Consider the following 20,830-nt stretch of genomic DNA (forward strand, 5'->3'; position numbering starts at 1 on the left):
AGATGTGTATAAGAGACCGATGCATGCGTCAACTGATACACCGCCTTCGCGAGCAAGCCCGCTCCCACATTGAATTGGGTTACCACAGTTGAGATAAAAAAACGCCAACCCTAAGGTTGGCGTTTTTGTGCAGCGTTTAACGCATCACTGCGGCTTCTTGCGACCAAAACCAGGGCGCTGGCCGGAACCGGCCGGTGCGCCACGGCGCTTGCCCGACGGCTCGTCCGCGACCAGTTTCGGGCCAGGGCGCTTGTTCGCCGCTGGCTTGGCTGGACGCTTGGTGCTGGCGTTGTCGGCCGGGCGATCCGATTCACCACGGTTGCTGCGACCACCCGCCGGCGCAGGGCGTGGCGTACGTGGCGCACGCTCACCTTCCTGACGCGCTGGCGCGGTAGGGCGGCGCTCGCCTTCAATGTGCGGCTGACGCGAGATACGACCGCCGGTGGCCGGTGCATCCAGCGCAGGGCGCAGGGTGCGGGCAACACGTTCGGTACGCGGCACTGGGCGCGACGATTTACGCTGCATACGCTCAAGCTTGTCTTTGCTCTTGGCGTTCATCTGCGGCATGGCAACCGGCGTCAGGCCCACTTCGGCGCTGAGGATATCGACTTCGTACTGGCTCATTTCGCGCCAGCGGCCCATCGGCAGGTCGGAGTTCAGGAACACCGGGCCGAAACGTACGCGCTTGAGGCGGCTGACCACCAGCCCCTGGGATTCCCACAGACGACGCACTTCACGGTTACGGCCTTCCATCACCACGCAGTGGTACCAGTGGTTGAAACCTTCGCCACCCGGCGCCTGCTTGATGTCGGTGAACTTGGCCGGGCCGTCTTCCAGCACCACGCCCGCCTTGAGGCGTTCGATCATCTCGTCATCGACTTCACCACGTACACGCACGGCGTATTCACGGTCCATCTCGTAGGACGGGTGCATCAGGCGGTTGGCCAACTCACCGTCAGTGGTGAACATCAGCAAGCCGGTGGTGTTGATGTCCAGGCGGCCGATGTTGATCCAGCGGCCTTCTTTAGGCTTGGGCATCTTGTCGAACACGGTCGGACGGCCTTCGGGGTCGTCACGGGTGCAGATCTCGCCGTCGGGCTTGTTGTACATGATCACGCGGCGCACCGATTCGGCGGCCTCTTCACGCTTGATGACCTTGCCATCAATGGTGATTGCATCGTGCAGGTCGACGCGCTGGCCGAGGGTGGCCTCGACGCCGTTGACCTTGATGCGCTTCTGGGTGATCCAGGCTTCCACGTCGCGGCGCGAGCCCACGCCGATACGCGCCAGCACCTTTTGCAGTTTTTCGCCTGCTGGGCCGATTTCCTGGTCTTTCTGGTCTTGGTCATTCATCGTAAGCACCTCCCGGTGGGTCGATTCAGGCGTGGCCTGAGGGTATTGAAAGCGGGGCCTTGGCCGAATAGGTCGGCAAGGGGTCGCGAATCATACGCGCATGGCGCGTGTTGCGCATCACAGACTAGCCGATAACGCCCAGCTCATTTGCTTTTCCGCCGACCGGTGGCCCCCAGGGCCAGCAATCGCAGCTCGGCTTCGGCCAGAACCGTGCGCTTGTCGGCTTTGTCGAGTTTCTTCCAGGCACGGATTTCACGCTTGCTGCGGCCACAGCCGACGCAGATGTCGTCGTTGAATTTGCAGATGCTGATGCACGGGTCTTTGGTCGAACTCATACATTTCCCCAGGCGACGCTGATTAAATGTGGGAGCGGGCTTGCTCGCGAATGCAGTAGTTCAACCAATGCATCTGCAAGCTGATACACCGCATTCGCGAGCAAGCCCGCTCCCACATGGGGTATTGCGGTGTTTGGAAATACCGGGTCAGTCTTCGAGTTGGCGGCGTTCGTTTTCGATGGCCTCGGCCAGCGCCCGGGCTTCGTCTTCTTCGTCGCTCAGGGACGGCTGTTCAAGAGCGGCGACGGCGGCCAGGAGTTTCTCCCGGGCCTCGGCCACGCCGAGAATATCTTCCTCGGTTTGGACCTCTGGCTCGGATTCAACGTTCACCTGGGTTTGCGGCTCTGCAGCACCATCACGCAGCAAATCGTCGAAGTCGGTCTTGATCCCCTGCTCCATGTCGTCCAGTTCCAGCAACAGCGTATGGAAACTGGTCTCGTCCTTGGGCTCCTCCGGCTCGGCGCTGGCGTCGGCCAGTTCCTGCAGGCTTTGCGGCACCGGCGCGTCGTCGAAGTCGAGCACCGGCTCGGCTTCCATTTCCCGCAGTTCGGCCAGGGGCGGCAGATCGTCGAGGTTTTTCAGGTTGAAGTGATCGAGGAACACCTTGGTGGTGGCGAACATGGCCGGCTTGCCCGGCACGTCGCGGTAGCCGACGATGCGGATCCACTCGCGCTCCAGCAGGGTCTTGACGATATGGCTGTTCACCGCCACGCCACGCACGTCTTCGATCTCGCCGCGGGTGATGGGCTGGCGATAGGCGATCAGCGCCATGGTCTCCAGCATCGCCCGGGAATAGCGCTGCGGGCGCTCTTCCCACAACCGCCCGACCCACGGCGAAAACTTCTCACGGATCTGCAGGCGGTAACCCGACGCCACTTCGCGCAGTTCAAAGGCACGGCCCTCGCAGGACTTGCGCAGGATCTCCAAGGCCTTCTTGAAGACCGGCGGCTCCGGGCGTTCGGCTTCTTCAAAAAGCTCGAACAGGCGCTCCAAAGATTGCGGTTTACCCGAGGCCAGGAGAAAGGCCTCCAGCAAAGGGGCCAGTTCGCGGGGTTCAGTCAGATTCATCGATTCAGCTCGTTATTCGGCTCGCGCCCGCACGTGGATAGCCGCAAAAGGCTCATTCTGTACCAGCTCGACCAAGGACTCCTTGACCAGCTCAAGGATCGCCATAAAGGTCACCACCACGCCCAGGCGCCCTTCTTCGGCGGTGAACAACTCGACAAAGGGCACAAACCCACCGCCCTTGAGGCGCTCCAGCACATCGCTCATGCGCTCGCGGGTAGACAGCGCTTCACGGCTGACCTGGTGGCTCTCAAACATATCGCCACGGCGTAGCACCTCGGCCATGGACATCAGCAATTCTTCCAGGCTCACGTCTGGCAGCAATTTGCGCGCGCGTGCCTCGGGGGCGTCGAGCTTGGGCACCACCACATCACGGCCCACACGGCTCAGGCCGTCGATGCCTTCGGCGGCAGCCTTGAAGCGTTCGTACTCCTGCAGGCGGCGGATCAGCTCGGCGCGTGGGTCATCCTCTTCGGCTTCCACCGTCTCCGAGCGCGGCAACAGCATGCGCGACTTGATCTCGGCAAGCATGGCCGCCATCACCAAGTACTCGGCGGCCAGTTCCAGGCGCACCGACTGCATCAGCTCGACATAGCCCATGTACTGGCGGGTGATTTCTGCCACCGGGATATCGAGGATATTGATGTTCTGCTTGCGGATCAGGTACAGCAGCAAGTCCAGCGGGCCTTCGAAGGCTTCAAGGAATACCTCGAGGGCGTCCGGCGGGATGTACAAGTCCAGGGGCATTTCCATGACCGCCTGGCCGTACACCATGGCAAACGGCAGTTCCTGCTGGGCGCCGGCCTGGGGATCAGCGGTTTCCACGGCCGACATTCAGGCCTCGACCATGAACGGAGCCGGGTCGCCACAACCCACACGCACCACTTCTGGCTCACCGTCGGCCAGGTTGATCACCGTGGAGGCCTTATTGCCGCCGTAGCCGCCGTCGATGATCAGGTCGACGTGTTTTTCCAGCAATCGGCGCATTTCGTAAGGGTCGTACAACGGCTCGGTTTCGCCGGGCAGGATCAACGACACGCTCATCAGCGGTTCGCCCAACTCGGCCAGCAGCGCCAGGGCAATCGGGTGTTCCGGCACGCGCAGGCCGATGGTGCGCTTCTTGGGGTGCAGCAACAGGCGCGGCACTTCGCGGGTGGCGTTGAGAATGAACGTGTAGGGCCCCGGCGTGTGGGCCTTGAGCAGGCGGAACGTGCCGGTGTCGACCTTGGCGAACAGCCCGAGCTGGGACAAGTCGCTGCAGATCAGCGCAAAGTTGTGCTTGTCGTCCAGCTGGCGCAGGCGTCTTACCCGCTCGACCGCGCCCTTGTCGCCGATCTGGCAGCCAATGGCGTATGAAGAATCCGTCGGGTAGATCACTACCCCACCGGCACGGATGATCTCCACGGCCTGCTTGATCAGGCGCGCCTGAGGGTTTTCCGGATGAATCTGGAAGAATTGGCTCACGTACTCTACCTGTTCAGACGGTGGCAATAATGGGGTCATGCTTGAATCGCCCCCACAACAGCGGCAGATCTTGCGGAACCTGGCGATACTCGCCAATCTCGGACCAGCCGCCTGGGCCATGAAAGTCACTGCCGGCACTGACCAGCAGACCAAATTCGCGGGCAAGGATCGCCAGGCTGCCGACCTGTTCGGCGGGTTGATGCCCGTTGACCACCTCGATGGCGTGGCCACCCGCTCCAATATAGTGGCTGATCAGCTTGCGGCGCTTGCTGCGGGTGAAATCGTAATGCCAGGGATGCGCCAGGCTGACCCAGGCCCCGGAGGCCCGCAGGGTCTGGACAGTGTCTTCCAGGGTCGGCCAATGCAGCTTCACGTCGCCCAACTTGCCGGCGCCCAGCCATTTGCGAAAGGCTTCGGCACGATCCTTCACATAGCCTTCACGCACCATCCAGTCGGCAAAGTGCGGACGGGCCGGTGCGTTGCCGCTGTCGCCCAGCTCTTGCTGGATAGCACGGGCACCGTCGAGGGCACCCGGCATGCCTTTAAGGCTGAGCTTGCGGCTTATTTCTTCGGACCGCAGCCAGCGGCCATCGTGCAATTGGGCAATCGCCGCCACCAAGGGTGGGGCCTTTTGATCAAAACCGTAGCCCAGCACATGGATGGTGGCGCCGCCCCAGGTGCAGGACAATTCCACGCCATTGACCAGCTGCATGCCCAGGGACTGCGCGGCCTGGCGGGCTTCATCGAGGCCTTCGAGGGTGTCGTGGTCGGTCAATGCCAGGACTCGCACGCCTTTTTCAAACGCACGCGCAACCAGTACCGCGGGCGCCAGGGCGCCGTCGGAGGCCGTGCTGTGGCAGTGCAAATCAACATTCACGGGAGTGTGTAACCTCAAGTCAGCTGGCGCTATCGCAACCAAGGATGTTTGTTATTATGCCGCCACATCCAGCTTCTGGCTCTTACTGTGAAACAATTCATCGACTTCATCCCGCTGTTGCTGTTTTTCATCGTTACCAAACTCGACCCCAGGGTCATCGAAATCGCCGGCCACGAGCTATCGTTCGGGGGCATCTACAGTGCCACTGCCGTACTGATCGTCAGCTCCATCGTGGTCTACGGCGCCATCTTCATCTCCCAGCGCAAGCTGGAAAAAAGCCAATGGCTCACCCTTATCGCCTGCCTGGTCTTCGGCGGCCTGACCCTGGCTTTCCACAGCGAAACCTTCCTTAAATGGAAAGCCCCGGTGGTGAACTGGCTGTTCGCCCTGGTGTTCATCGGCAGCCACTTCATTGGTGACCGCCTGCTGATCAAGCGGATCATGGGCCATGCGCTGACCTTGCCGGAGCCGGTGTGGGTACGCCTGAACGTGGCCTGGATCGTGTTTTTCCTGTTCTGCGGCGCCGCCAACCTGTTCGTGGCGTTTACCTTCCAGGACTACTGGGTCGACTTCAAAGTGTTCGGCAGCCTGGGCATGACCGTATTGTTTTTGATCGGCCAGGGTATCTACCTGTCGCGTCACCTGCATGACACCGCAGCTACCACACCAAAAACCGAGGACTGACATGCTCTACGCCATCATTGCCACCGACGTTGCCAACTCCCTGGAAAAACGCCTGAGCGTACGCCCGGCCCATGTCGAGCGCCTCAAACAGCTGCAAGCTGAAGGCCGCATCGTACTGGCCGGCCCGCACCCGGCCGTCGACAGCAATGACCCGGGCGACGCCGGGTTCACCGGCAGCCTGATCGTGGCCGAGTTCGCCTCCCTGGCCGACGCCGAGGCCTGGGCCAAGGCAGACCCTTACGTTGCAGCAGGCGTCTACGCCGATGTGGTGATCAAGCCGTTCAAGCAAGTCTTGCCTTAAGCCCGGCTGCGTCGAACCTAATCGTATCGGCGTACTCATAATGGCTCACGGCGTCACCGGTGGGGCCTTCGCCGCCGACAATGGCTAAATTGAGTGAGTCATGAGCGAGCTGTTACTGATAGATGATGACCAGGAGCTCTGTGAGCTGCTGACCAGTTGGTTGAGCCAGGAAGGTTTCCAGGTGCGCGCCTGCCACGACGGCTTGAGCGCCCGTAAAGCCTTGGCCGACAGTGCGCCTGCGGCCGTTGTGCTCGACGTGATGCTGCCCGACGGCAGCGGCCTGGAGCTGCTCAAGCAATTGCGCAACGACCACCCGGAGCTGCCGGTGCTGATGCTCTCGGCCCGGGGCGAACCCCTGGACCGCATCCTCGGCCTGGAACTGGGCGCCGACGACTACCTGGCCAAGCCCTGCGACCCCCGCGAGCTGACGGCGCGCCTACGTGCCGTATTACGCCGCAGCCACCCCGCCGCGGTGTCCACCCAGCTGGAACTGGGCGACCTGTGCTTCAGCCCGGTGCGCGGTGTGGTCAGCATCGATGAACAAGAGTTCGCCCTTACCGTCTCCGAAAGCCGCCTGCTCGAAGCCCTGCTGCGCCAACCCGGCGAGCCCCTGGACAAACAGGAACTGGCGCAGATCGCCCTGGGCCGCAAGCTGACCCTGTATGACCGCAGCCTGGACATGCACGTCAGCAACCTGCGCAAAAAGATCGGCCCACACCCCGATGGCCGGCCACGGATCGTGGCGTTGCGCAGTCGTGGCTATTACTACAGCCTCTAAACACCACACTCAACCCTGTGGGAGCTGGCTTGCCTGCGATAGCGGTGGGCCAGTTAGCATAAACGTGACTGACACACCGCTATCGCAGCATAGGTATCTACACAACTGTGGTGCGACGCTGAACCTGTGGCGAGGGAGCTTGCTCCCGTGACGGCCTGACAGCCGGCGCCGATCTAACTAACGCGCCGCGATTCAAATGTGGGAGCTGGCTTGCCTGCGAAGGCGGCCTGACAGCCGACCGGGATCTGAGATCAGACTGAGTACATATCCGTTATTTAGGTAACGGCCACTTAGGGTTCCGCCCTGACGGCGGCTCACTTTTGAACAGCGCAAAAGTAAGCAAAACGCTCTTGCCCCACCACTCGGCACCTCGCTTAGGCTCGGTGTGCCCGTAATCCGCCAGTGATTTGGGGGGCCGCCGCCACGCGCCATCCATGGCGCGGGGCGGCTAAACCGGCATCCCTGCCGGTTTACCCCCCAAATCCCTGTCGAATTCCGGCCAGCGTGGTTTGACGGGGCGCCTAAGATCAAAAGCAGATCAAGATCAAGAGCGACTCGCTTCGCATCGTGGTTACCAGCGGCTGCGGCGAACTGCACAGTTGTGTAGATACCTATGGCTATCGCAGGCAAGCCAACTCCCCACCATTGTTCTCATCAGCCTCAAGGGTTTTGTCAGTTCCTATCAAACCCGTCTTTACCGAAGCTTTACCCTCCCCTGACCGCCGCTGACCTTGCTCTGCGTAACCTACTCACATCCGGACTCACCGGAATAGAGACAGGAGAATCACCATGCGCAAGACCCTTATCGCTTTGATGTTCGCCACTGCCCTGCCCACCGTTGCCATGGCAATGCCGGAAGGCCCAGGCCCGATGGGTGGGCCTGAAAGCCGCATGATGGGTGGCCCAGGCCACGGTGAACACGGTCCGCGTGGCAAAGGCGGCCCGTTCAGCCAGCTGGACTTGAGCAAGGAACAGCGTGAACAGATCCGCAAGCTGATGGGTGACCAATGGCACGCCCGCAAAGACCTGACCCAAAAGTACCTGGACAAACTCCCGGCCGCTGACCAGAAGGCGATGCAGGACGAAATCGCCGCCGGCAAGCAGAAAACCCAGGCCGATATCCGTGCCGTGCTCAAGCCCGACCAGCAGAAGAAGTACGACGATATCGTCAAGAAGCAAGCCGAGCGCCGCGCCGAATGGAAAGAGTTCCAGGCCTGGAAAGCCCAGCAAGCGCAAAAAGCGCAATAATGGCCTAGCTTCACCCCCAGCCCAGTGGTTCACGCCGCTGGGCTTTTCCTGTTTGAGGGTTTCCTGTGCGTTCATTGTTCTGGCGTATTCTGGCGAGTTTCTGGCTGGCCATCGCCCTGGTGGCCGGTTTATCGATCCTGCTTGGGCACATGCTCAACCAGGACGCCTGGATTCTCAGCCGCCACCCTGGTCTCAACAACCTGGCCCAGGAGTGGACGCAGCTCTACGAAACCCAGGGCGAAGATGCCGCCCAGGACTTGTTGCAGCAGCGCAAACGCCAGTACCACATCGACGTGCAAGTGCTTAACGAAAGCGGCGACCCGGTGGTGCGCGGCACCTTCCCGCGCCGCGCCGCCGCGTTCGAAGCCCGCCAGAACGACAGCCAGGACGGCCACCTGCCCTGGCGGCGCCTGACCGCCGAGTACACCAGCGCCAAAACCGGCGATACCTATCTGCTGATTTACCGTATTCCTCACCCGGAGCTGGACGCCTGGCACCGCAGCAGCCTGCTGTGGCCGCTCAGTGCATTGGCGATTACCCTGGTGGTACTGACCCTGTTCAGCCTGCTGGTGACCCTGTCCATTACCCGCCCGCTCAGCGGTCTGCGCGGGGCGGTGCATGACCTGGGGCAAACCACCTATCAACAGAACAGCCTGGCGCAACTGGCCAACCGGCGTGACGAGTTCGGCGTGCTGGCCAACGACTTCAACCGCATGGGCGCGCGCTTGCAAAGCCTGATCGGCAGCCAGCGCCAGTTGCTGCGCGACGTCTCCCACGAACTGCGCTCGCCCCTGGCGCGCTTGCGTATCGCCCTGGCCCTGGCCGAACGCGCCAGCCCCGAAGAACGGGAAAAACTCTGGCCGCGCCTGACTCGCGAATGCGATCGCCTGGAAGCCTTGATCAGCGAAATTTTGGTATTGGCACGGGTCGACGCCGACAACGCCAGCGCCGAAGACATCGACCTCAACCCGTTGCTTAAAACGCTGCAAAAGGACGCCCAACTCAGTGCCCCCGAGCAAGTGGTGCAACTGACGACTGCCAATGATCTGCAGCTCAAAGGCTGGCCGACCATGATCGAACGCGCCGTGGACAACCTGCTGCGCAATGCCCAGCGCTTCAACCCGGTGGGCGAGCCGATTGAATTGCAGGCCCAGCATCAAGGCGGGCGCATTCTGATCAGCGTACGCGACCACGGCCCCGGCGTTGAAGCCGAGCACCTGAGCCAATTGGGCGAGCCGTTCTACCGTGCGCCAGGCCAAACCGCCCAAGGCCATGGCCTGGGCCTGGCCATCGCCCGTCGCGCCGCCGAACGCCATGGCGGCAACCTGATCCTGGCCAACCATCCCGAGGGCGGTTTTATCGCCAGCATCGAACTGCCCTTGATCCCTGGGGTTGCCACACCGGTGGGATGATCTTCTATAGTGGCCCTTCTCTTACGGAGGGCCTTTGATGACTGACCTGCTGACTCCCATCCAAGCCGCGCTCGCTTTACCGCACGCCCCATTGCCCCAGACCCAGGCCGGCGCCCTGCCTTCGACCTTTGCCGTGACTGACCTGGCGGCCGCCAGCATCGGCGCCGCTGGCCAGGCCGTCGCGCAGTTGATTGAGCAACAAACCGGGCGCCTGCCCAGCGTCAGCGTGGATCGGCGCCTGGCCTCGTTGTGGTTCTCCTCGTCGATTCGCCCCGTGGGTTGGCAAGTGCCGCCTTTGTGGGACCCGGTAGCGGGTGACTACGCCAGCGCCGATGGCTGGATTCGCTTGCACACCAACGCGCCCCATCATCGTGCAGCGGCCGAGCGGGTACTGGGGCCTGCCGCTGATCGCGCAGCCATGGCGAGCAAAGTCGCAACCTGGAAAGCCGCCGAACTGGAACAGGCGATTGTCGATGCGGGCGGTTGTGCGGCGCAGATGCGTAGCTGGCAAGCCTGGCAGCAGCATCCTCAAGGCTTGGCAGTGAACGCCGAGGCGTTGATCCAACGCCAGGTCTTCGAACCCGGCATCGACAAACCCTGGCTTGGTTCCGCAGCGCGCCCACTGGCCGGCATCAAGGTGCTGGATTTGACCCGGGTGCTAGCCGGCCCGGTGGCCAGTCGTTTCCTCGCGGGCTTGGGCGCCGACGTACTGCGCATCGACTCGCCCACCTGGAACGAACCTGGCGTGGTCCCGGAAATGACCCTGGGCAAACGCTGCGCCCGCCTTGACCTAAAGAGCCAGGAAGGCCGGCAGGTGTTCGAAGCGTTGCTCAAGGACGCCGACATCCTGTTCCACGGTTACCGCGCCGATGCCCTGGAACAACTGGGTTATACCCTTGGCGAACGGCAACACATCGCCCCCGGCCTGATCGACGTCAGCCTAAACGCCTACGGTTGGAACGGCCCATGGCGTAATCGTCGTGGCTTTGACAGCCTGGTGCAGATGAGCAGCGGGATTGCCGAGGCCGGCATGGCCTGGAAACAGACGGATAAACCACTGCCGCTACCGGTACAAGCGCTGGATCACGCCACCGGCTACTTGATGGCCGCCAGTGCGATCCGGGCGTTGACCGAGCGCCTGGACTCCGGACGCGGCGGGTCGGCGCGTTTGTCGTTGGCGCGTACGGCGAAGTTACTGGTGGAGGCCGGGCCAGTGGCACAGCAAGCGGCATTGCGCGAGGAAGACATTAATGACCAAGGCCTGGTCGTGGAGCAGACAGCCTGGGGCCAGGCCCATCGGCTACTCGCGCCACTGAGCATCAGTGGCACGCCGTTGCAGTGGGATTTGCCGGCGGTGGAACTGGGCTCGCACCGGCCTCAGTGGTGACTTCACGTCCGCTTTCGCGAGCAAGCCCGCTCCCACACTTGACCGAGTAAATGCTTTGAAATGCGATCAAAATGTGGGAGCGGGCTTGCTCGCGAAGAGGCCTAGACAGGCGCCGCTAATCATTGCGGTTCAACGACGTCCACAAATGCTGCGCCGCATACGCCCTCAACGGCCGCCAAGCCTCGGCCCGCGCCAATAACTGCCGGGCCGACACCGGCCCACCTTCCAAAGCCGCCAAAGCATTGATCAGCCCGATGTCCCCCGTCGCAAACGCATCCGCCTCGCGCAACTGGCGCATGGCGATGTACTGCGCGGTCCACTCTCCGATCCCCGGCAACGCCACCAGCCGTGCCACGCCGTCCTTGAGGCTGGCCTTGGGCTGGAAAAGCTGAGGATCATCCAACAGCGCCTGGGCCACACCGGACAAGGTACGCCCCCGCGCCTTGGGCATGCCCAGGGTAGCCAGGTCCGCCGCCGCCAGCACTTCAGGTGTCGGAAACAGGTGAGTGATACCAGCGTGCGGGGTTTGCAGCGCCTGGCCATACTGCGCCACCAGCTTGCCCGCCAGACGAATCGCCGCCACCACGGTGATCTGCTGGCCCAGCACTGCACGAATCGCCAGTTCCAACCCATCCCAGGTGCCAGGCAACCGCAGGCCAGGGCGGGCCGCAACCAGTTGCGCCATCAGGGGGTCTTGCGACAATTGCGCGTTGATCACCTCAGGCACGACATCCAGATCAAACATCCTGCGCAAGCGCCGCTCGATCTCAGGCATGGCGCCAGGCTCGGGAAAGTCGACCGTCACCTCCAGCCAGTCTCCCGCCCCCGGTTCGACACTGATCCAGCCATGTATCCCTGCCACACTGATGCTGCGTCGATACACGCCAGCGACCACGGTTTCCAAGCCGGTAATCGCTCGCACCGATAAAAACCCCAGCATCGCCGCCCAGTCGTAGGGCGGTTGATACGCCAACCTCACAGTGACAATACCCCGCTATACAGCCCATACGCGGCCAACCCGGCGCCCGCGATCACGCCGCTGAAAATGCCTTTTTCCACGGTGGTAAACAAGGGTTGGCCCTGCTCGCGCTTGGCCAGGGCAAACAGGATCACGCCCGGTGCGTACAAAAGCGCCGACAGCAGCAAGTACTTCAAGCCCCCCGCATACAGCAGCCAGATCGCGTAACCGAGGGCAATCAGCCCCACCAGCAGATCTTTCATGCGCCGGCGCTGCCAGCCGGCATAGGTTTCGCCGCGCGCGCTCAACAGCACCGCATAGGCCGCCGACCACAGGTAAGGCACCAGGATCATCGACGACGCCAGGTAGATCAGGGTGGTGTAGGTGCTGGCTGAAAACAGCGTGATCACCAGGAATGCCTGGATCATCACGTTGGTCAGCCATAAGGCATTGACCGGCACCTGATTGGCGTTTTCCTTCTTCAGGAACGCCGGCATGGTCTTGTCCTGAGCGGTGGCATAGAGGATTTCCGCGCACAGCAAGGCCCAGGAGAGCAACGCCCCGAGCAGCGAAACCGCCAGGCCGATACTGATCAATACCGCGCCCCAAGGCCCGACGACATGCTCCAACACACCGGCCAGGGACGGGTTCTGCAACTGCGCCAGCTCCGGCTGGCTCATGATGCCCAGGGACAGCACGTTCACCAGCACCAGCAAGGCCAGCACGCCCACGAAGCCAATCACTGTGGCGCGCCCCACGTCCGAGCGTTTCTGTGCCCGTGCCGAGTAAACACTGGCGCCTTCGATGCCGATAAAGACAAACACCGTGACCAGCATCATGTGGCGCACCTGCTCGACCACGCTGCCCATCTGCGGGTTGCCCAGGCCCCAGATATCGCGGGTGAAGATATCCGCCTTGAATGCAACCGCAGCGATCACGATAAACATCAGCAGCGGCACAATCTTCGCCACCGTCGTCACCTGGTTGATAAACGCCGCCTCTTTGATGCCGCGCATCACCAGAAAATGCACGGCCCACAGCAACAGCGACGCGCAGCCAATGGCCAGCGGGGTATTGCCCTGGCCGAACGCCGGAAAAAAGTAGCCGAGGGTGCTGAACAACAAGACGAAATAACCGACGTTGCCCATCCACGCACTGATCCAGTAACCCCAGGCGGACGAAAAACCCATGTAGTCGCCGAACCCTGCCTTGGCGTACGCATACACCCCGGAATCCAGTTCGGGCTTACGGTTCGCCAACGTCTGGAACACAAAGGCCAAGGTCAGCATGCCGATAGCGGTGATTGCCCAGCCGATCAGTATGGCGCCCACCTCGGCACGGGCGGCCATGTTCTGCGGCAATGAAAAAATCCCACCGCCAATCATCGAGCCCACCACCAGGGCGATCAGGGCACTGAGCCGAAGTTTCTGGGCGGGTTGGGACATGCAGGTTCCTCAAAATAAACGGTTGGGCGACAACTGCGCACACACGTAATTCAGATTAATGACGTTGTCATAACATAAGGATATGTAAAGGCACGAAGTTTAGGCTTATTTAGAATTTAAATACGTCAATTATGAAGCGATAGTCAAACAACGTACAAAAAATTTGCACATCCGCAAATAAGAACTAGCGTCAACACCCATGCCCTCGACCAAATGATTAACCACAAAGCAGATAACGCTCTAGCAAGCGCCTTTGCGGGATTTCTTCGCCCGCAAAATCTCACCCTAAGTCGTTAATTCACAATGGAATGTGCCAATGACGTGATCTGAGTCAGCTGTTTGATTAGCGCACGGAATTATTCTGTGGTCTCTCTTCTCCTGCATTGGAGTCATGCAATGTCTGAAACTCCCGGAAAACTTCGATTAGGCGCCCTGGTCGCACTTGTCGTCGGCTCGATGATTGGCGGCGGCATCTTTTCATTGCCACAAAACATGGCCGCCAGCGCCGATGTCGGTGCGGTGTTGATTGGCTGGGTGATTACCGCCATCGGTATGTTGACCCTCGCCTTCGTGTTCCAGACCCTCGCCAACCGCAAGCCTGATCTCGACGGCGGGGTATACGCCTACGCCAAGGCCGGTTTCGGCGACTACATGGGCTTTTCATCTGCCTGGGGTTACTGGATCAGCGCCTGGCTGGGCAACGTCGGCTACTTCGTCTTGCTGTTCAGCACCCTGGGTTATTTCTTCCCGGTCTTTGGCGAAGGCAATACGCCTACGGCGGTGATCGCTGCGTCAGTGCTGTTGTGGGCCGTGCATTTCCTGGTGCTGCGCGGGATCAAGGAAGCCGCGTTCATCAACCTGGTGACCACCGTCGCCAAGGTGGTGCCGCTGCTGCTGTTCGTGCTCATCGCGCTGTTCGCGTTCAAGCTGGACATTTTCACCGCTGACATCTGGGGCGTGAAAAACCCTGACCTGGGCAGCGTGATGAACCAGGTGCGCAACATGATGCTGGTCACCGTGTGGGTATTTATCGGCATCGAAGGCGCGAGCATCTTCTCGTCCCGTGCCGAAAAACGCAGCGACGTGGGCAAAGCCACCGTGATCGGCTTTATCACCGTGCTGCTGTTCCTGATGCTGGTCAACGTGCTGTCCCTGGGGATCATGACCCAACCGGAACTGGCCAAGCTGCAGAACCCATCGATGGCCGCCGTGCTGGAGCATGTGGTGGGCCACTGGGGCGCGGTGCTGATCAGCGTGGGCTTGATCATCTCGCTGCTCGGCGCGCTGCTGTCCTGGGTGCTGCTGTGTGCGGAGATCATGTTCGCCGCCGCCAAAGACCACACCATGCCGGAGTTCCTGCGCAAGGAAAACGCCAACCATGTGCCGGTCAACGCGCTGTGGCTGACCAACGCAATGGTGCAGATATTCCTGGTGATCACGCTGTTTTCCGCCAGCACTTACCTGTCGCTGATCTACCTCGCCACCTCGATGATTCTGGTGCCTTACCTGTGGTCGGCGGCCTATGCCCTGCTGCTGGCGGTGCGCGGCGAGACCTACGAGAACGCCCTCAAAGAGCGCAAGAAAGACCTGTTCATCGGCGCCATCGCCCTGATCTATGCGATCTGGCTGCTGTATGCCGGCGGCACCAAATACCTGCTGCTCTCCGCCCTGCTCTACGCCCCCGGCGCGATCCTGTTCGCCAAGGCCAAGCGTGAACTGGGCAAACCGATTTTCACCCCCGTCGAGAAGCTGATTTTCGCCGCAGTGGTCATTGGCGCCCTGGTGGCGGCCTATGGGCTCTACGACGGCTTCCTGACCCTGTAATTGTTGTTCACTGGAGGATCTGTAATGACCACGGAAAAAGTGAAGTACGGCGTACATTCCGAAGCCGGCAAACTGCGCAAAGTCATGGTGTGCTCCCCAGGTTTGGCCCACCAGCGGCTGACCCCCAACAACTGCGACGAACTGCTGTTCGATGACGTGCTGTGGGTGGCCCAGGCCAAGCGCGACCACTTCGACTTCGTCACCAAGATGCGCGAGCGGGACATTGATGTGCTGGAAATGCACAACCTGCTCACCGACATCGTCGCCAACCCCGAAGCGCTGGACTGGATCCTGGAGCGCAAGATCACCGCCAACACCGTAGGCCTGGGCCTGGTCGACGAAGTCGGCTCGTGGCTGCGCAGCCTGGAGCCGCGCAAAATCAGCGAATACCTGATTGGGGGCGTATCGGCCGACGACCTGCCGAGCAGCTTCGGTGGCAAGACCATCGAGATGTTCCGCGATTTTCTCGGCCACGCCAGTTTCATCCTGCCGCCGCTGCCCAACACCCAGTTCACTCGCGACACCACCTGCTGGATCTACGGCGGCGTGACGCTCAACCCGATGTACTGGCCGGCGCGACGTCAGGAAACCCTGCTGACCAGCGCCATCTATAAATTCCACCCTGAGTTCACCAACGCGGACTTCCAGATCTGGTACGGCGACCCCGACCAGGAACATGGCGCCGCGACGCTCGAAGGCGGCGACGTGATGCCGATTGGCAACGGCGTGGTGTTGATCGGCATGGGCGAACGCTCATCCCACCAGGCCATCGGCCAACTGGCGCGCAACCTGTTCCAGAACAAAGCCGTGGAACGCGTCATCGTTGCCGGCCTGCCCAAATCCCGTGCGGCGATGCACCTGGACACCGTGTTCAGCTTCTGCGACCGCGACCTGGTCACCGTCTTCCCCGAAGTGGTCAATCAGATCGTGCCGTTCACTCTGCGCCCTGACGAGAGCAAGCCCCACGGCATCGACATCCAGCGCGAGAAAACCAACTTCCTCGAAACCGTGGCCGCAGCCCTCAACCTCAAGGCCCTGCGCGTGGTCGAGACCGGCGGCAACAGCTTCGCCGCCGAACGCGAGCAATGGGATGACGGCAACAACGTGGTGGCCGTGGAACCGGGCGTGGTGATTGGCTACGACCGCAACACCTACACCAACACCTTACTGCGCAAGGCCGGTGTGGAAGTGATCACCATCAGCGCCGGTGAACTCGGCCGTGGCCGTGGCGGCGGCCACTGCATGACCTGCCCGATCATCCGCGACCCTATCGACTACTAAGGAGATTCCATCATGGCTTTCAATATGCGCAACCGCAGCCTGCTGTCGCTGATGCACCACACCACCCGCGAGCTGCATTACCTGCTGGACCTGTCCCGCGACCTCAAACGCGCCAAATACACCGGCACCGAGCGTCCGCACCTGCAGGGCAAGAACATCGCGCTGATCTTCGAAAAAACCTCGACCCGCACCCGTTGTGCCTTTGAAGTCGCGGCTCATGACCAAGGCGCCCACGTCACCTATATCGACCCGGTGTCGTCGCAGATCGGCCACAAAGAAAGCATGAAAGACACCGCCCGCGTACTGGGCCGGATGTTCGATGCCATTGAATACCGTGGCTTTGAACAGGAAATCGTCGAAGAACTGGCCAAGTTCGCGGGCGTGCCGGTGTTCAACGGCCTCACCGCCGAATTCCACCCGACCCAGATGATCGCCGACACCCTGACCATGCGCGAACACAGCGACAAGCCGCTGCATGACATCAGCTACGCGTACCTGGGGGACGCCCGCTACAACATGGGCAACTCGCTGCTGATGATCGGCGCCAAGCTCGGCATGGACGTGCGCATCGGCGCGCCGAAAGCGCTGTGGCCCCATGAAGATTTCATCAAAGAGTGCCAGGCCTTTGCCGAGGAAAGCGGCGCACGCATCACCATCACCGAAGACCCGAAAGAAGCCGTGAAGGGCGTGGACTTCATCCACACCGATATCTGGGTGTCCATGGGCGAACCGGTGGAAGCGTGGGACGAGCGCATCGAGCAACTGCTGCCGTACCAGGTCAACGCCAAGATGATGAAAGCCTCGGGCAACCCTCGGGTGAAATTCATGCATTGCCTGCCGGCGTTCCACAACAGTGAAACCAAGGTCGGCAAGGACATCGCAGCGCGCTATCCGCACCTGGCCAATGGTGTGGAAGTGACCGAAGAGGTGTTCGAGTCGCCGGCCAATATCGCCTTCGAGCAAGCGGAAAACCGCATGCATACCATCAAGGCGATCCTGGTGTCGGCGTTGGCAGATATCTAAACCCTCAACACCGCTCTCACTGTCGGAAAATGATCAAAACTGTGGGAGCGGGCTTGCTCGCGAAAGCGGTGTGCCAGTCAACACGTGTAGTCACTGATCTACCGCTTTCGCGAGCAAGCCCGCTCCCACATTTGGTTCTGTGTTCGCTACATAGAGCTTCTAGAAGGACATTTATATGCGCATCGTCGTAGCCCTGGGCGGCAACGCCCTCCTGCGTCGTGGTGAACCCATGACCGCAGACAATCAACGGGCCAACATCCGTATCGCCACCGAACAGATCGCCAAGATCCACCCCGGCAACGAACTGGTGATCGCCCACGGCAATGGCCCGCAAGTCGGCCTGCTGTCATTGCAGGCAGCGGCCTACACCAGCGTCTCGCCTTACCCGCTGGACGTGCTGGGCGCCGAGACCGAGGGCATGATCGGCTACATCATCGAACAGGAACTGGGCAACCTGCTGGACTTTGAAGTGCCATTCGCCACCCTGCTCACCCAAGTGGAAGTGGACGCCAAGGACCCGGCCTTCCAGAACCCCACCAAGCCCATCGGCCCGGTGTACGCCAAAGCCGAAGCCGAGAAACTCGCCGCCGAAAAAGGCTGGGCCATCGCGCCCGACGGCGACAAATACCGCCGCGTGGTCGCCAGCCCGCGCCCCAAACGCATCTTCGAAATCCGCCCGATCAAATGGCTGCTGGAGAAAAAAGCCATCGTGATCTGCGCCGGTGGTGGCGGCATCCCGACGATGTATGGCGAAGATGGCAAGCTGCGCGGCATTGAAGCCGTAATCGACAAAGACCTGTGCTCCTCCTTGCTGGCCACGCAACTGGAGGCCGATTTGCTGGTGATCGCCACCGACGTCAACGCCGCCTTTATCGACTTCGGCAAGCCCACCCAGAAGGCCATCGGCCAAGCCCACCCGGACGACATGGAAAAACTCGGCTTCGCCGCCGGCTCCATGGGCCCCAAGGTCCAGGCCGCCTGCGAGTTCGCTCGCCAGACTGGCAAAACCGCGGTGATCGGTTCACTCTCGGACATCGAAGCCATCGTCCAGGGCAGCGCCGGCACGCGCATCAGCACGGCCAAACCTGGCATCACCTACCTGTGAAGTTGAGGAGAAACGCCTATGGCTATCTTTGAACCCGGCCACCTGCATATCGAGCGACACGCGCTGAACAAGGACGATGTCAGCTACGACCTGTGCCTGGACTATGAAGTGGTCACGGATGACCGCGAAGGCAAAGGCATGCAGTTCACCCTGCATGGCAGCATCCAGGGCAAGGCCATGAAAGAGACCTTTTTCCTGCCCAAGGACCAGGCCTACAACTTCGCCAGCAATGTGACCAAGATTGTCGAAAAATACGGCATTCCCAAGACCCATAGCAGCGTCGGTTCACAGCACAAGCATTACGATCTGATGTTTGAGGATGTGCGCCAGCAGTTGGGGATGAAATCCGGCGACCCGGTCAAACCCGAACACCTGGAATAAAAACACCGCAAACCCCCTGTGGGAGCGGGCTTGCTCGCGAATGCGGTGGAACAGTCAATAATCTGCTGACTGACCCACCGCATTCGCGAGCAAGCCCGCTCCCACATTTTGATCTCCACTCGCTCCAAGGCATACTTGCCGCCTCTGCTCTTCAGAATTGCCAATCGCCCCATGCGTATCCACGTCAGCTTCATCGACCGCGTCGGCATCACCCAGGAAGTCCTGGCCTTGCTCGGTGGGCGCAATCTCAATCTGGATGCGGTGGAGATGGTGCCGCCCAACGTCTATATCGACGCGCCAACCCTCAGCGCCGACGTGCTCGAAGAGCTGCGCGACGCGTTGTTCAGCGTGCACGGCGTGCAAGCGGTAAAGGTGGTCGACATTCTTCCGGGCCAGCGCCGCCACTTGCAACTCGACGCCCTGCTGGCGGCCATGACCGACCCGGTACTGGCCCTGGACAGCGCCGGCAAAATCCTGCTGGCCAACCCGGCGTTGATCGCCTTGTACGGGCGTGAACCGGCCGGCGAAAGCATCGCCGAGCTGTTCGATGACGCGGCCTTGCTGGAGACCCTGCTGGAGCAGGGCTTTCGATTGCCGTTGCGCGAGATCAGCGTGAACGGCCAGACCCTGCTGTTGGGCGCCACGCCAATCACCGACGCCGGCGCCCTGCTCACCCTTTACCAGCCCAACCGCATCGGCGAACAACTGTCGGCGCTGCACCATGACCATGCCGAAGGCTTTGATGCACTGCTGGGCGAGTCCCCGGCGATCCGCACGCTCAAGGCGCGGGCGCAACGGGTGGCCGCGCTGGATGCACCGCTGCTGATCCAGGGCGAAACCGGTACCGGCAAAGAGCTGGTGGCCCGCGCCTGCCACGCCATCAGCACGCGTCACAGTGCGCCGTTCCTGGCACTGAACTGCGCGGCACTGCCGGAAAACCTCGCCGAAAGCGAATTGTTCGGCTATGCGCCCGGCGCCTTTACCGGCGCGCAACGCGGTGGCAAACCGGGGCTCATGGAGCTGGCCAACCAGGGCACGGTGTTCCTCGATGGGATCGGTGAAATGTCGCCGTACCTGCAAGCCAAGCTGCTGCGCTTTCTGAATGACGGCAGCTTTCGCCGCGTGGGTGGCGACCGCGAAGTGAAGGTCAATGTGCGCATCCTCAGCGCCACCCACCGCGACCTGGAAAAAATGGTCAGCGAAGGCACCTTTCGCGAAGACCTGTTCTACCGCCTCAACGTGCTCAATGTCGCCGTGCCGCCCTTGCGTGAACGCGGCCAGGACATCCTCCTGCTGGCGCGTTACTTCATGCAGCAAGCCTGCGCGCAGATCCAGCGCCCGGTCTGCCGCCTGGCACCGGGTACCTATCCTGCCCTGCTGGGCAACCACTGGCCGGGCAACGTGCGGCAGTTGCAAAACGTGATCTTCCGCGCTGCCGCCATCTGCGAAAGCAGCCTGGTGGACATCGGCGACCTGGACATCGCCGGCACCTCCGTGGCGCGCCAGAACGATGGTGAAGTCGACAGCCTGGAACAGGCCGTGGAAGATTTCGAGCGCAGCCTGCTGGAAAGTCTCTACAGCCGCTACCCCTCGACCCGCCAACTGGCCAGCCGCTTGCAAACCTCCCACACGGCTATCGCCCACCGCCTGCGCAAGTACGGCATTCCCAACAAACCCTAAGCCATGCTTTATCCACTGTAGGAGCGAGCTTGCTCGCGAAAAACCCAAGGGCGTCAGGTTCATCCAGGCTGCCCGCGTCATCGTTGACGATCTTCGCGAGCAAGCTCGCTCCTACAGTGGGGCGCATTACAGTTTTGGCCTGAGAACGACATTCCGTGTACTGAAAGCGCTACAGCGTAACGATATCGCTACAACCCTGTTTTTTGCGCGCCATGCAAGGCTTTGATCC

The 20,830-nt window shown here is 61.5% G+C and carries 20 protein-coding genes; 12 read left to right on the top strand and 8 right to left on the bottom strand.

Translation table 11 applies throughout. The annotated features are described in order from the left end of the window. Positions 1-144: 144 nt before the first annotated feature. The 6 genes from rluB to MF6394_RS06060 form a co-directional block, all read right to left on the bottom strand. Positions 145-1,353: a 23S rRNA pseudouridine(2605) synthase RluB gene (gene rluB / locus MF6394_RS06035; protein ID WP_044267783.1), complete on the bottom strand. Its 1,209-nt coding sequence runs from the start codon at positions 1,351-1,353 to the stop codon at positions 145-147. 143 nt (positions 1,354-1,496) lie between these two features. Next, a complete protein-coding gene (locus MF6394_RS06040; protein WP_044267786.1) occupies positions 1,497-1,688 on the bottom strand; it encodes a DUF1289 domain-containing protein in 192 nt (63 codons plus the stop codon). 147 nt (positions 1,689-1,835) lie between these two features. Then, on the bottom strand, positions 1,836-2,756 hold the full coding sequence (scpB, locus tag MF6394_RS06045; RefSeq protein WP_069558756.1) for an SMC-Scp complex subunit ScpB: 921 nt from the start codon (positions 2,754-2,756) through the stop codon (positions 1,836-1,838). Between the two features lie 12 nt (positions 2,757-2,768). Next, on the bottom strand, positions 2,769-3,527 hold the full coding sequence (locus MF6394_RS06050; protein WP_171905498.1) for a segregation and condensation protein A: 759 nt from the start codon (positions 3,525-3,527) through the stop codon (positions 2,769-2,771). A gap of 60 nt (positions 3,528-3,587) precedes the next feature. After that, entirely contained in the window at positions 3,588-4,217 is a 630-nt protein-coding gene (locus MF6394_RS06055) for an L-threonylcarbamoyladenylate synthase (protein WP_003193796.1), read from the bottom strand. Positions 4,218-4,230: 13 nt separating this feature from the next. Next, positions 4,231-5,094: a PHP domain-containing protein gene (locus MF6394_RS06060; protein ID WP_078466332.1), complete on the bottom strand. Its 864-nt coding sequence runs from the start codon at positions 5,092-5,094 to the stop codon at positions 4,231-4,233. Positions 5,095-5,181: 87 nt separating this feature from the next. Between MF6394_RS06060 and MF6394_RS06065 the strand changes: the two genes are divergently transcribed. The 6 genes from MF6394_RS06065 (at position 5,182) to MF6394_RS06090 (ending at position 10,904) form a co-directional block, all read left to right on the top strand. After that, a complete protein-coding gene (locus MF6394_RS06065) occupies positions 5,182-5,778 on the top strand; it encodes a septation protein A (protein ID WP_044267795.1) in 597 nt (198 codons plus the stop codon). A gap of 1 nt (position 5,779) precedes the next feature. Continuing rightward, positions 5,780-6,079: a YciI family protein gene (locus MF6394_RS06070; RefSeq protein ID WP_032895552.1), complete on the top strand. Its 300-nt coding sequence runs from the start codon at positions 5,780-5,782 to the stop codon at positions 6,077-6,079. 100 nt (positions 6,080-6,179) lie between these two features. After that, the gene (locus MF6394_RS06075; protein WP_003193803.1) at positions 6,180-6,857 is read left to right on the top strand and encodes a response regulator transcription factor; all 678 of its coding nucleotides are present in this window, start codon (positions 6,180-6,182) and stop codon (positions 6,855-6,857) included. Positions 6,858-7,646: 789 nt separating this feature from the next. After that, positions 7,647-8,105 carry an LTXXQ domain protein gene (locus MF6394_RS06080; RefSeq protein ID WP_032895550.1) on the top strand — a complete coding sequence of 153 codons (459 nt, stop codon included), beginning with the start codon at positions 7,647-7,649 and terminating at the stop codon, positions 8,103-8,105. Between the two features lie 65 nt (positions 8,106-8,170). Further along, positions 8,171-9,517: a sensor histidine kinase gene (locus MF6394_RS06085; protein ID WP_078466333.1), complete on the top strand. Its 1,347-nt coding sequence runs from the start codon at positions 8,171-8,173 to the stop codon at positions 9,515-9,517. 37 nt (positions 9,518-9,554) lie between these two features. Continuing rightward, a complete protein-coding gene (locus MF6394_RS06090; protein ID WP_078466334.1) occupies positions 9,555-10,904 on the top strand; it encodes a CoA transferase in 1,350 nt (449 codons plus the stop codon). Positions 10,905-11,019: 115 nt separating this feature from the next. Here MF6394_RS06090 and MF6394_RS06095 read toward each other — a convergent pair whose 3' ends face one another. Together MF6394_RS06095 and arcD (MF6394_RS06100) are read right to left on the bottom strand one after the other, a co-directional pair. Then, positions 11,020-11,883, bottom strand: coding sequence for a DNA-3-methyladenine glycosylase family protein (locus tag MF6394_RS06095; protein WP_047711661.1), 864 nt, complete (start codon positions 11,881-11,883; stop codon positions 11,020-11,022). Further along, on the bottom strand, positions 11,880-13,307 hold the full coding sequence (gene arcD, locus MF6394_RS06100) for an arginine-ornithine antiporter (protein ID WP_044273371.1): 1,428 nt from the start codon (positions 13,305-13,307) through the stop codon (positions 11,880-11,882). The genes MF6394_RS06095 and arcD (MF6394_RS06100) overlap by 4 nt, the downstream gene beginning before the upstream one ends. Before the next feature lie 396 nt (positions 13,308-13,703). Between arcD (MF6394_RS06100) and arcD (MF6394_RS06105) the strand changes: the two genes are divergently transcribed. The 6 genes from arcD (MF6394_RS06105) (at position 13,704) to MF6394_RS06130 (ending at position 20,601) form a co-directional block, all read left to right on the top strand. Beyond that, a complete protein-coding gene (gene arcD, locus MF6394_RS06105; RefSeq protein ID WP_032895542.1) occupies positions 13,704-15,131 on the top strand; it encodes an arginine-ornithine antiporter in 1,428 nt (475 codons plus the stop codon). 24 nt (positions 15,132-15,155) lie between these two features. Then, positions 15,156-16,412, top strand: a complete 1,257-nt coding sequence (arcA, locus tag MF6394_RS06110) for an arginine deiminase (protein ID WP_014719694.1) — start codon at positions 15,156-15,158, stop codon at positions 16,410-16,412. Between the two features lie 12 nt (positions 16,413-16,424). Further along, positions 16,425-17,435 (top strand): ornithine carbamoyltransferase, encoded by a 1,011-nt coding sequence (locus MF6394_RS06115; RefSeq protein WP_047711662.1) that lies wholly within the window; start codon positions 16,425-16,427, stop codon positions 17,433-17,435. 175 nt (positions 17,436-17,610) lie between these two features. Next, complete coding sequence (gene arcC, locus MF6394_RS06120; RefSeq protein WP_014719696.1) at positions 17,611-18,540, top strand: carbamate kinase; 930 nt, start codon at positions 17,611-17,613, stop codon at positions 18,538-18,540. 18 nt (positions 18,541-18,558) lie between these two features. Further along, the gene (locus MF6394_RS06125; RefSeq protein ID WP_047711663.1) at positions 18,559-18,921 is read left to right on the top strand and encodes a DUF5064 family protein; all 363 of its coding nucleotides are present in this window, start codon (positions 18,559-18,561) and stop codon (positions 18,919-18,921) included. A gap of 171 nt (positions 18,922-19,092) precedes the next feature. Then, positions 19,093-20,601, top strand: coding sequence for a sigma-54-dependent transcriptional regulator (locus MF6394_RS06130; RefSeq protein WP_078466335.1), 1,509 nt, complete (start codon positions 19,093-19,095; stop codon positions 20,599-20,601). The last annotated feature ends 229 nt before the right edge of the window (positions 20,602-20,830 follow it).

The organism is Pseudomonas sp. MF6394 (assembly GCF_002018845.1).
GTDB classification, from domain to species: domain Bacteria; phylum Pseudomonadota; class Gammaproteobacteria; order Pseudomonadales; family Pseudomonadaceae; genus Aquipseudomonas; species Aquipseudomonas lactis.

What these genes read in the sequence shown, in the direction of transcription:
- rluB (WP_044267783.1), bottom strand. Translation starts at nt 1,353, where the DNA reads ATGAATGACCAAGACCAGAAAGACCAGGAAATCGGCCCAGCAGGCGAA.
- MF6394_RS06040 (WP_044267786.1), bottom strand. Translation starts at nt 1,688, where the DNA reads ATGAGTTCGACCAAAGACCCGTGCATCAGCATCTGCAAATTCAACGAC.
- scpB (WP_069558756.1), bottom strand. Translation starts at nt 2,756, where the DNA reads ATGAATCTGACTGAACCCCGCGAACTGGCCCCTTTGCTGGAGGCCTTT.
- MF6394_RS06050 (WP_171905498.1), bottom strand. Translation starts at nt 3,527, where the DNA reads ATGGTGTACGGCCAGGCGGTCATGGAAATGCCCCTGGACTTGTACATC.
- MF6394_RS06070 (WP_032895552.1), top strand. Translation starts at nt 5,780, where the DNA reads ATGCTCTACGCCATCATTGCCACCGACGTTGCCAACTCCCTGGAAAAA.
- MF6394_RS06075 (WP_003193803.1), top strand. Translation starts at nt 6,180, where the DNA reads ATGAGCGAGCTGTTACTGATAGATGATGACCAGGAGCTCTGTGAGCTG.
- MF6394_RS06080 (WP_032895550.1), top strand. Translation starts at nt 7,647, where the DNA reads ATGCGCAAGACCCTTATCGCTTTGATGTTCGCCACTGCCCTGCCCACC.
- MF6394_RS06090 (WP_078466334.1), top strand. Translation starts at nt 9,555, where the DNA reads ATGACTGACCTGCTGACTCCCATCCAAGCCGCGCTCGCTTTACCGCAC.
- arcD (WP_044273371.1), bottom strand. Translation starts at nt 13,307, where the DNA reads ATGTCCCAACCCGCCCAGAAACTTCGGCTCAGTGCCCTGATCGCCCTG.
- arcD (WP_032895542.1), top strand. Translation starts at nt 13,704, where the DNA reads ATGTCTGAAACTCCCGGAAAACTTCGATTAGGCGCCCTGGTCGCACTT.
- arcA (WP_014719694.1), top strand. Translation starts at nt 15,156, where the DNA reads ATGACCACGGAAAAAGTGAAGTACGGCGTACATTCCGAAGCCGGCAAA.
- MF6394_RS06115 (WP_047711662.1), top strand. Translation starts at nt 16,425, where the DNA reads ATGGCTTTCAATATGCGCAACCGCAGCCTGCTGTCGCTGATGCACCAC.
- arcC (WP_014719696.1), top strand. Translation starts at nt 17,611, where the DNA reads ATGCGCATCGTCGTAGCCCTGGGCGGCAACGCCCTCCTGCGTCGTGGT.
- MF6394_RS06125 (WP_047711663.1), top strand. Translation starts at nt 18,559, where the DNA reads ATGGCTATCTTTGAACCCGGCCACCTGCATATCGAGCGACACGCGCTG.
- MF6394_RS06130 (WP_078466335.1), top strand. Translation starts at nt 19,093, where the DNA reads ATGCGTATCCACGTCAGCTTCATCGACCGCGTCGGCATCACCCAGGAA.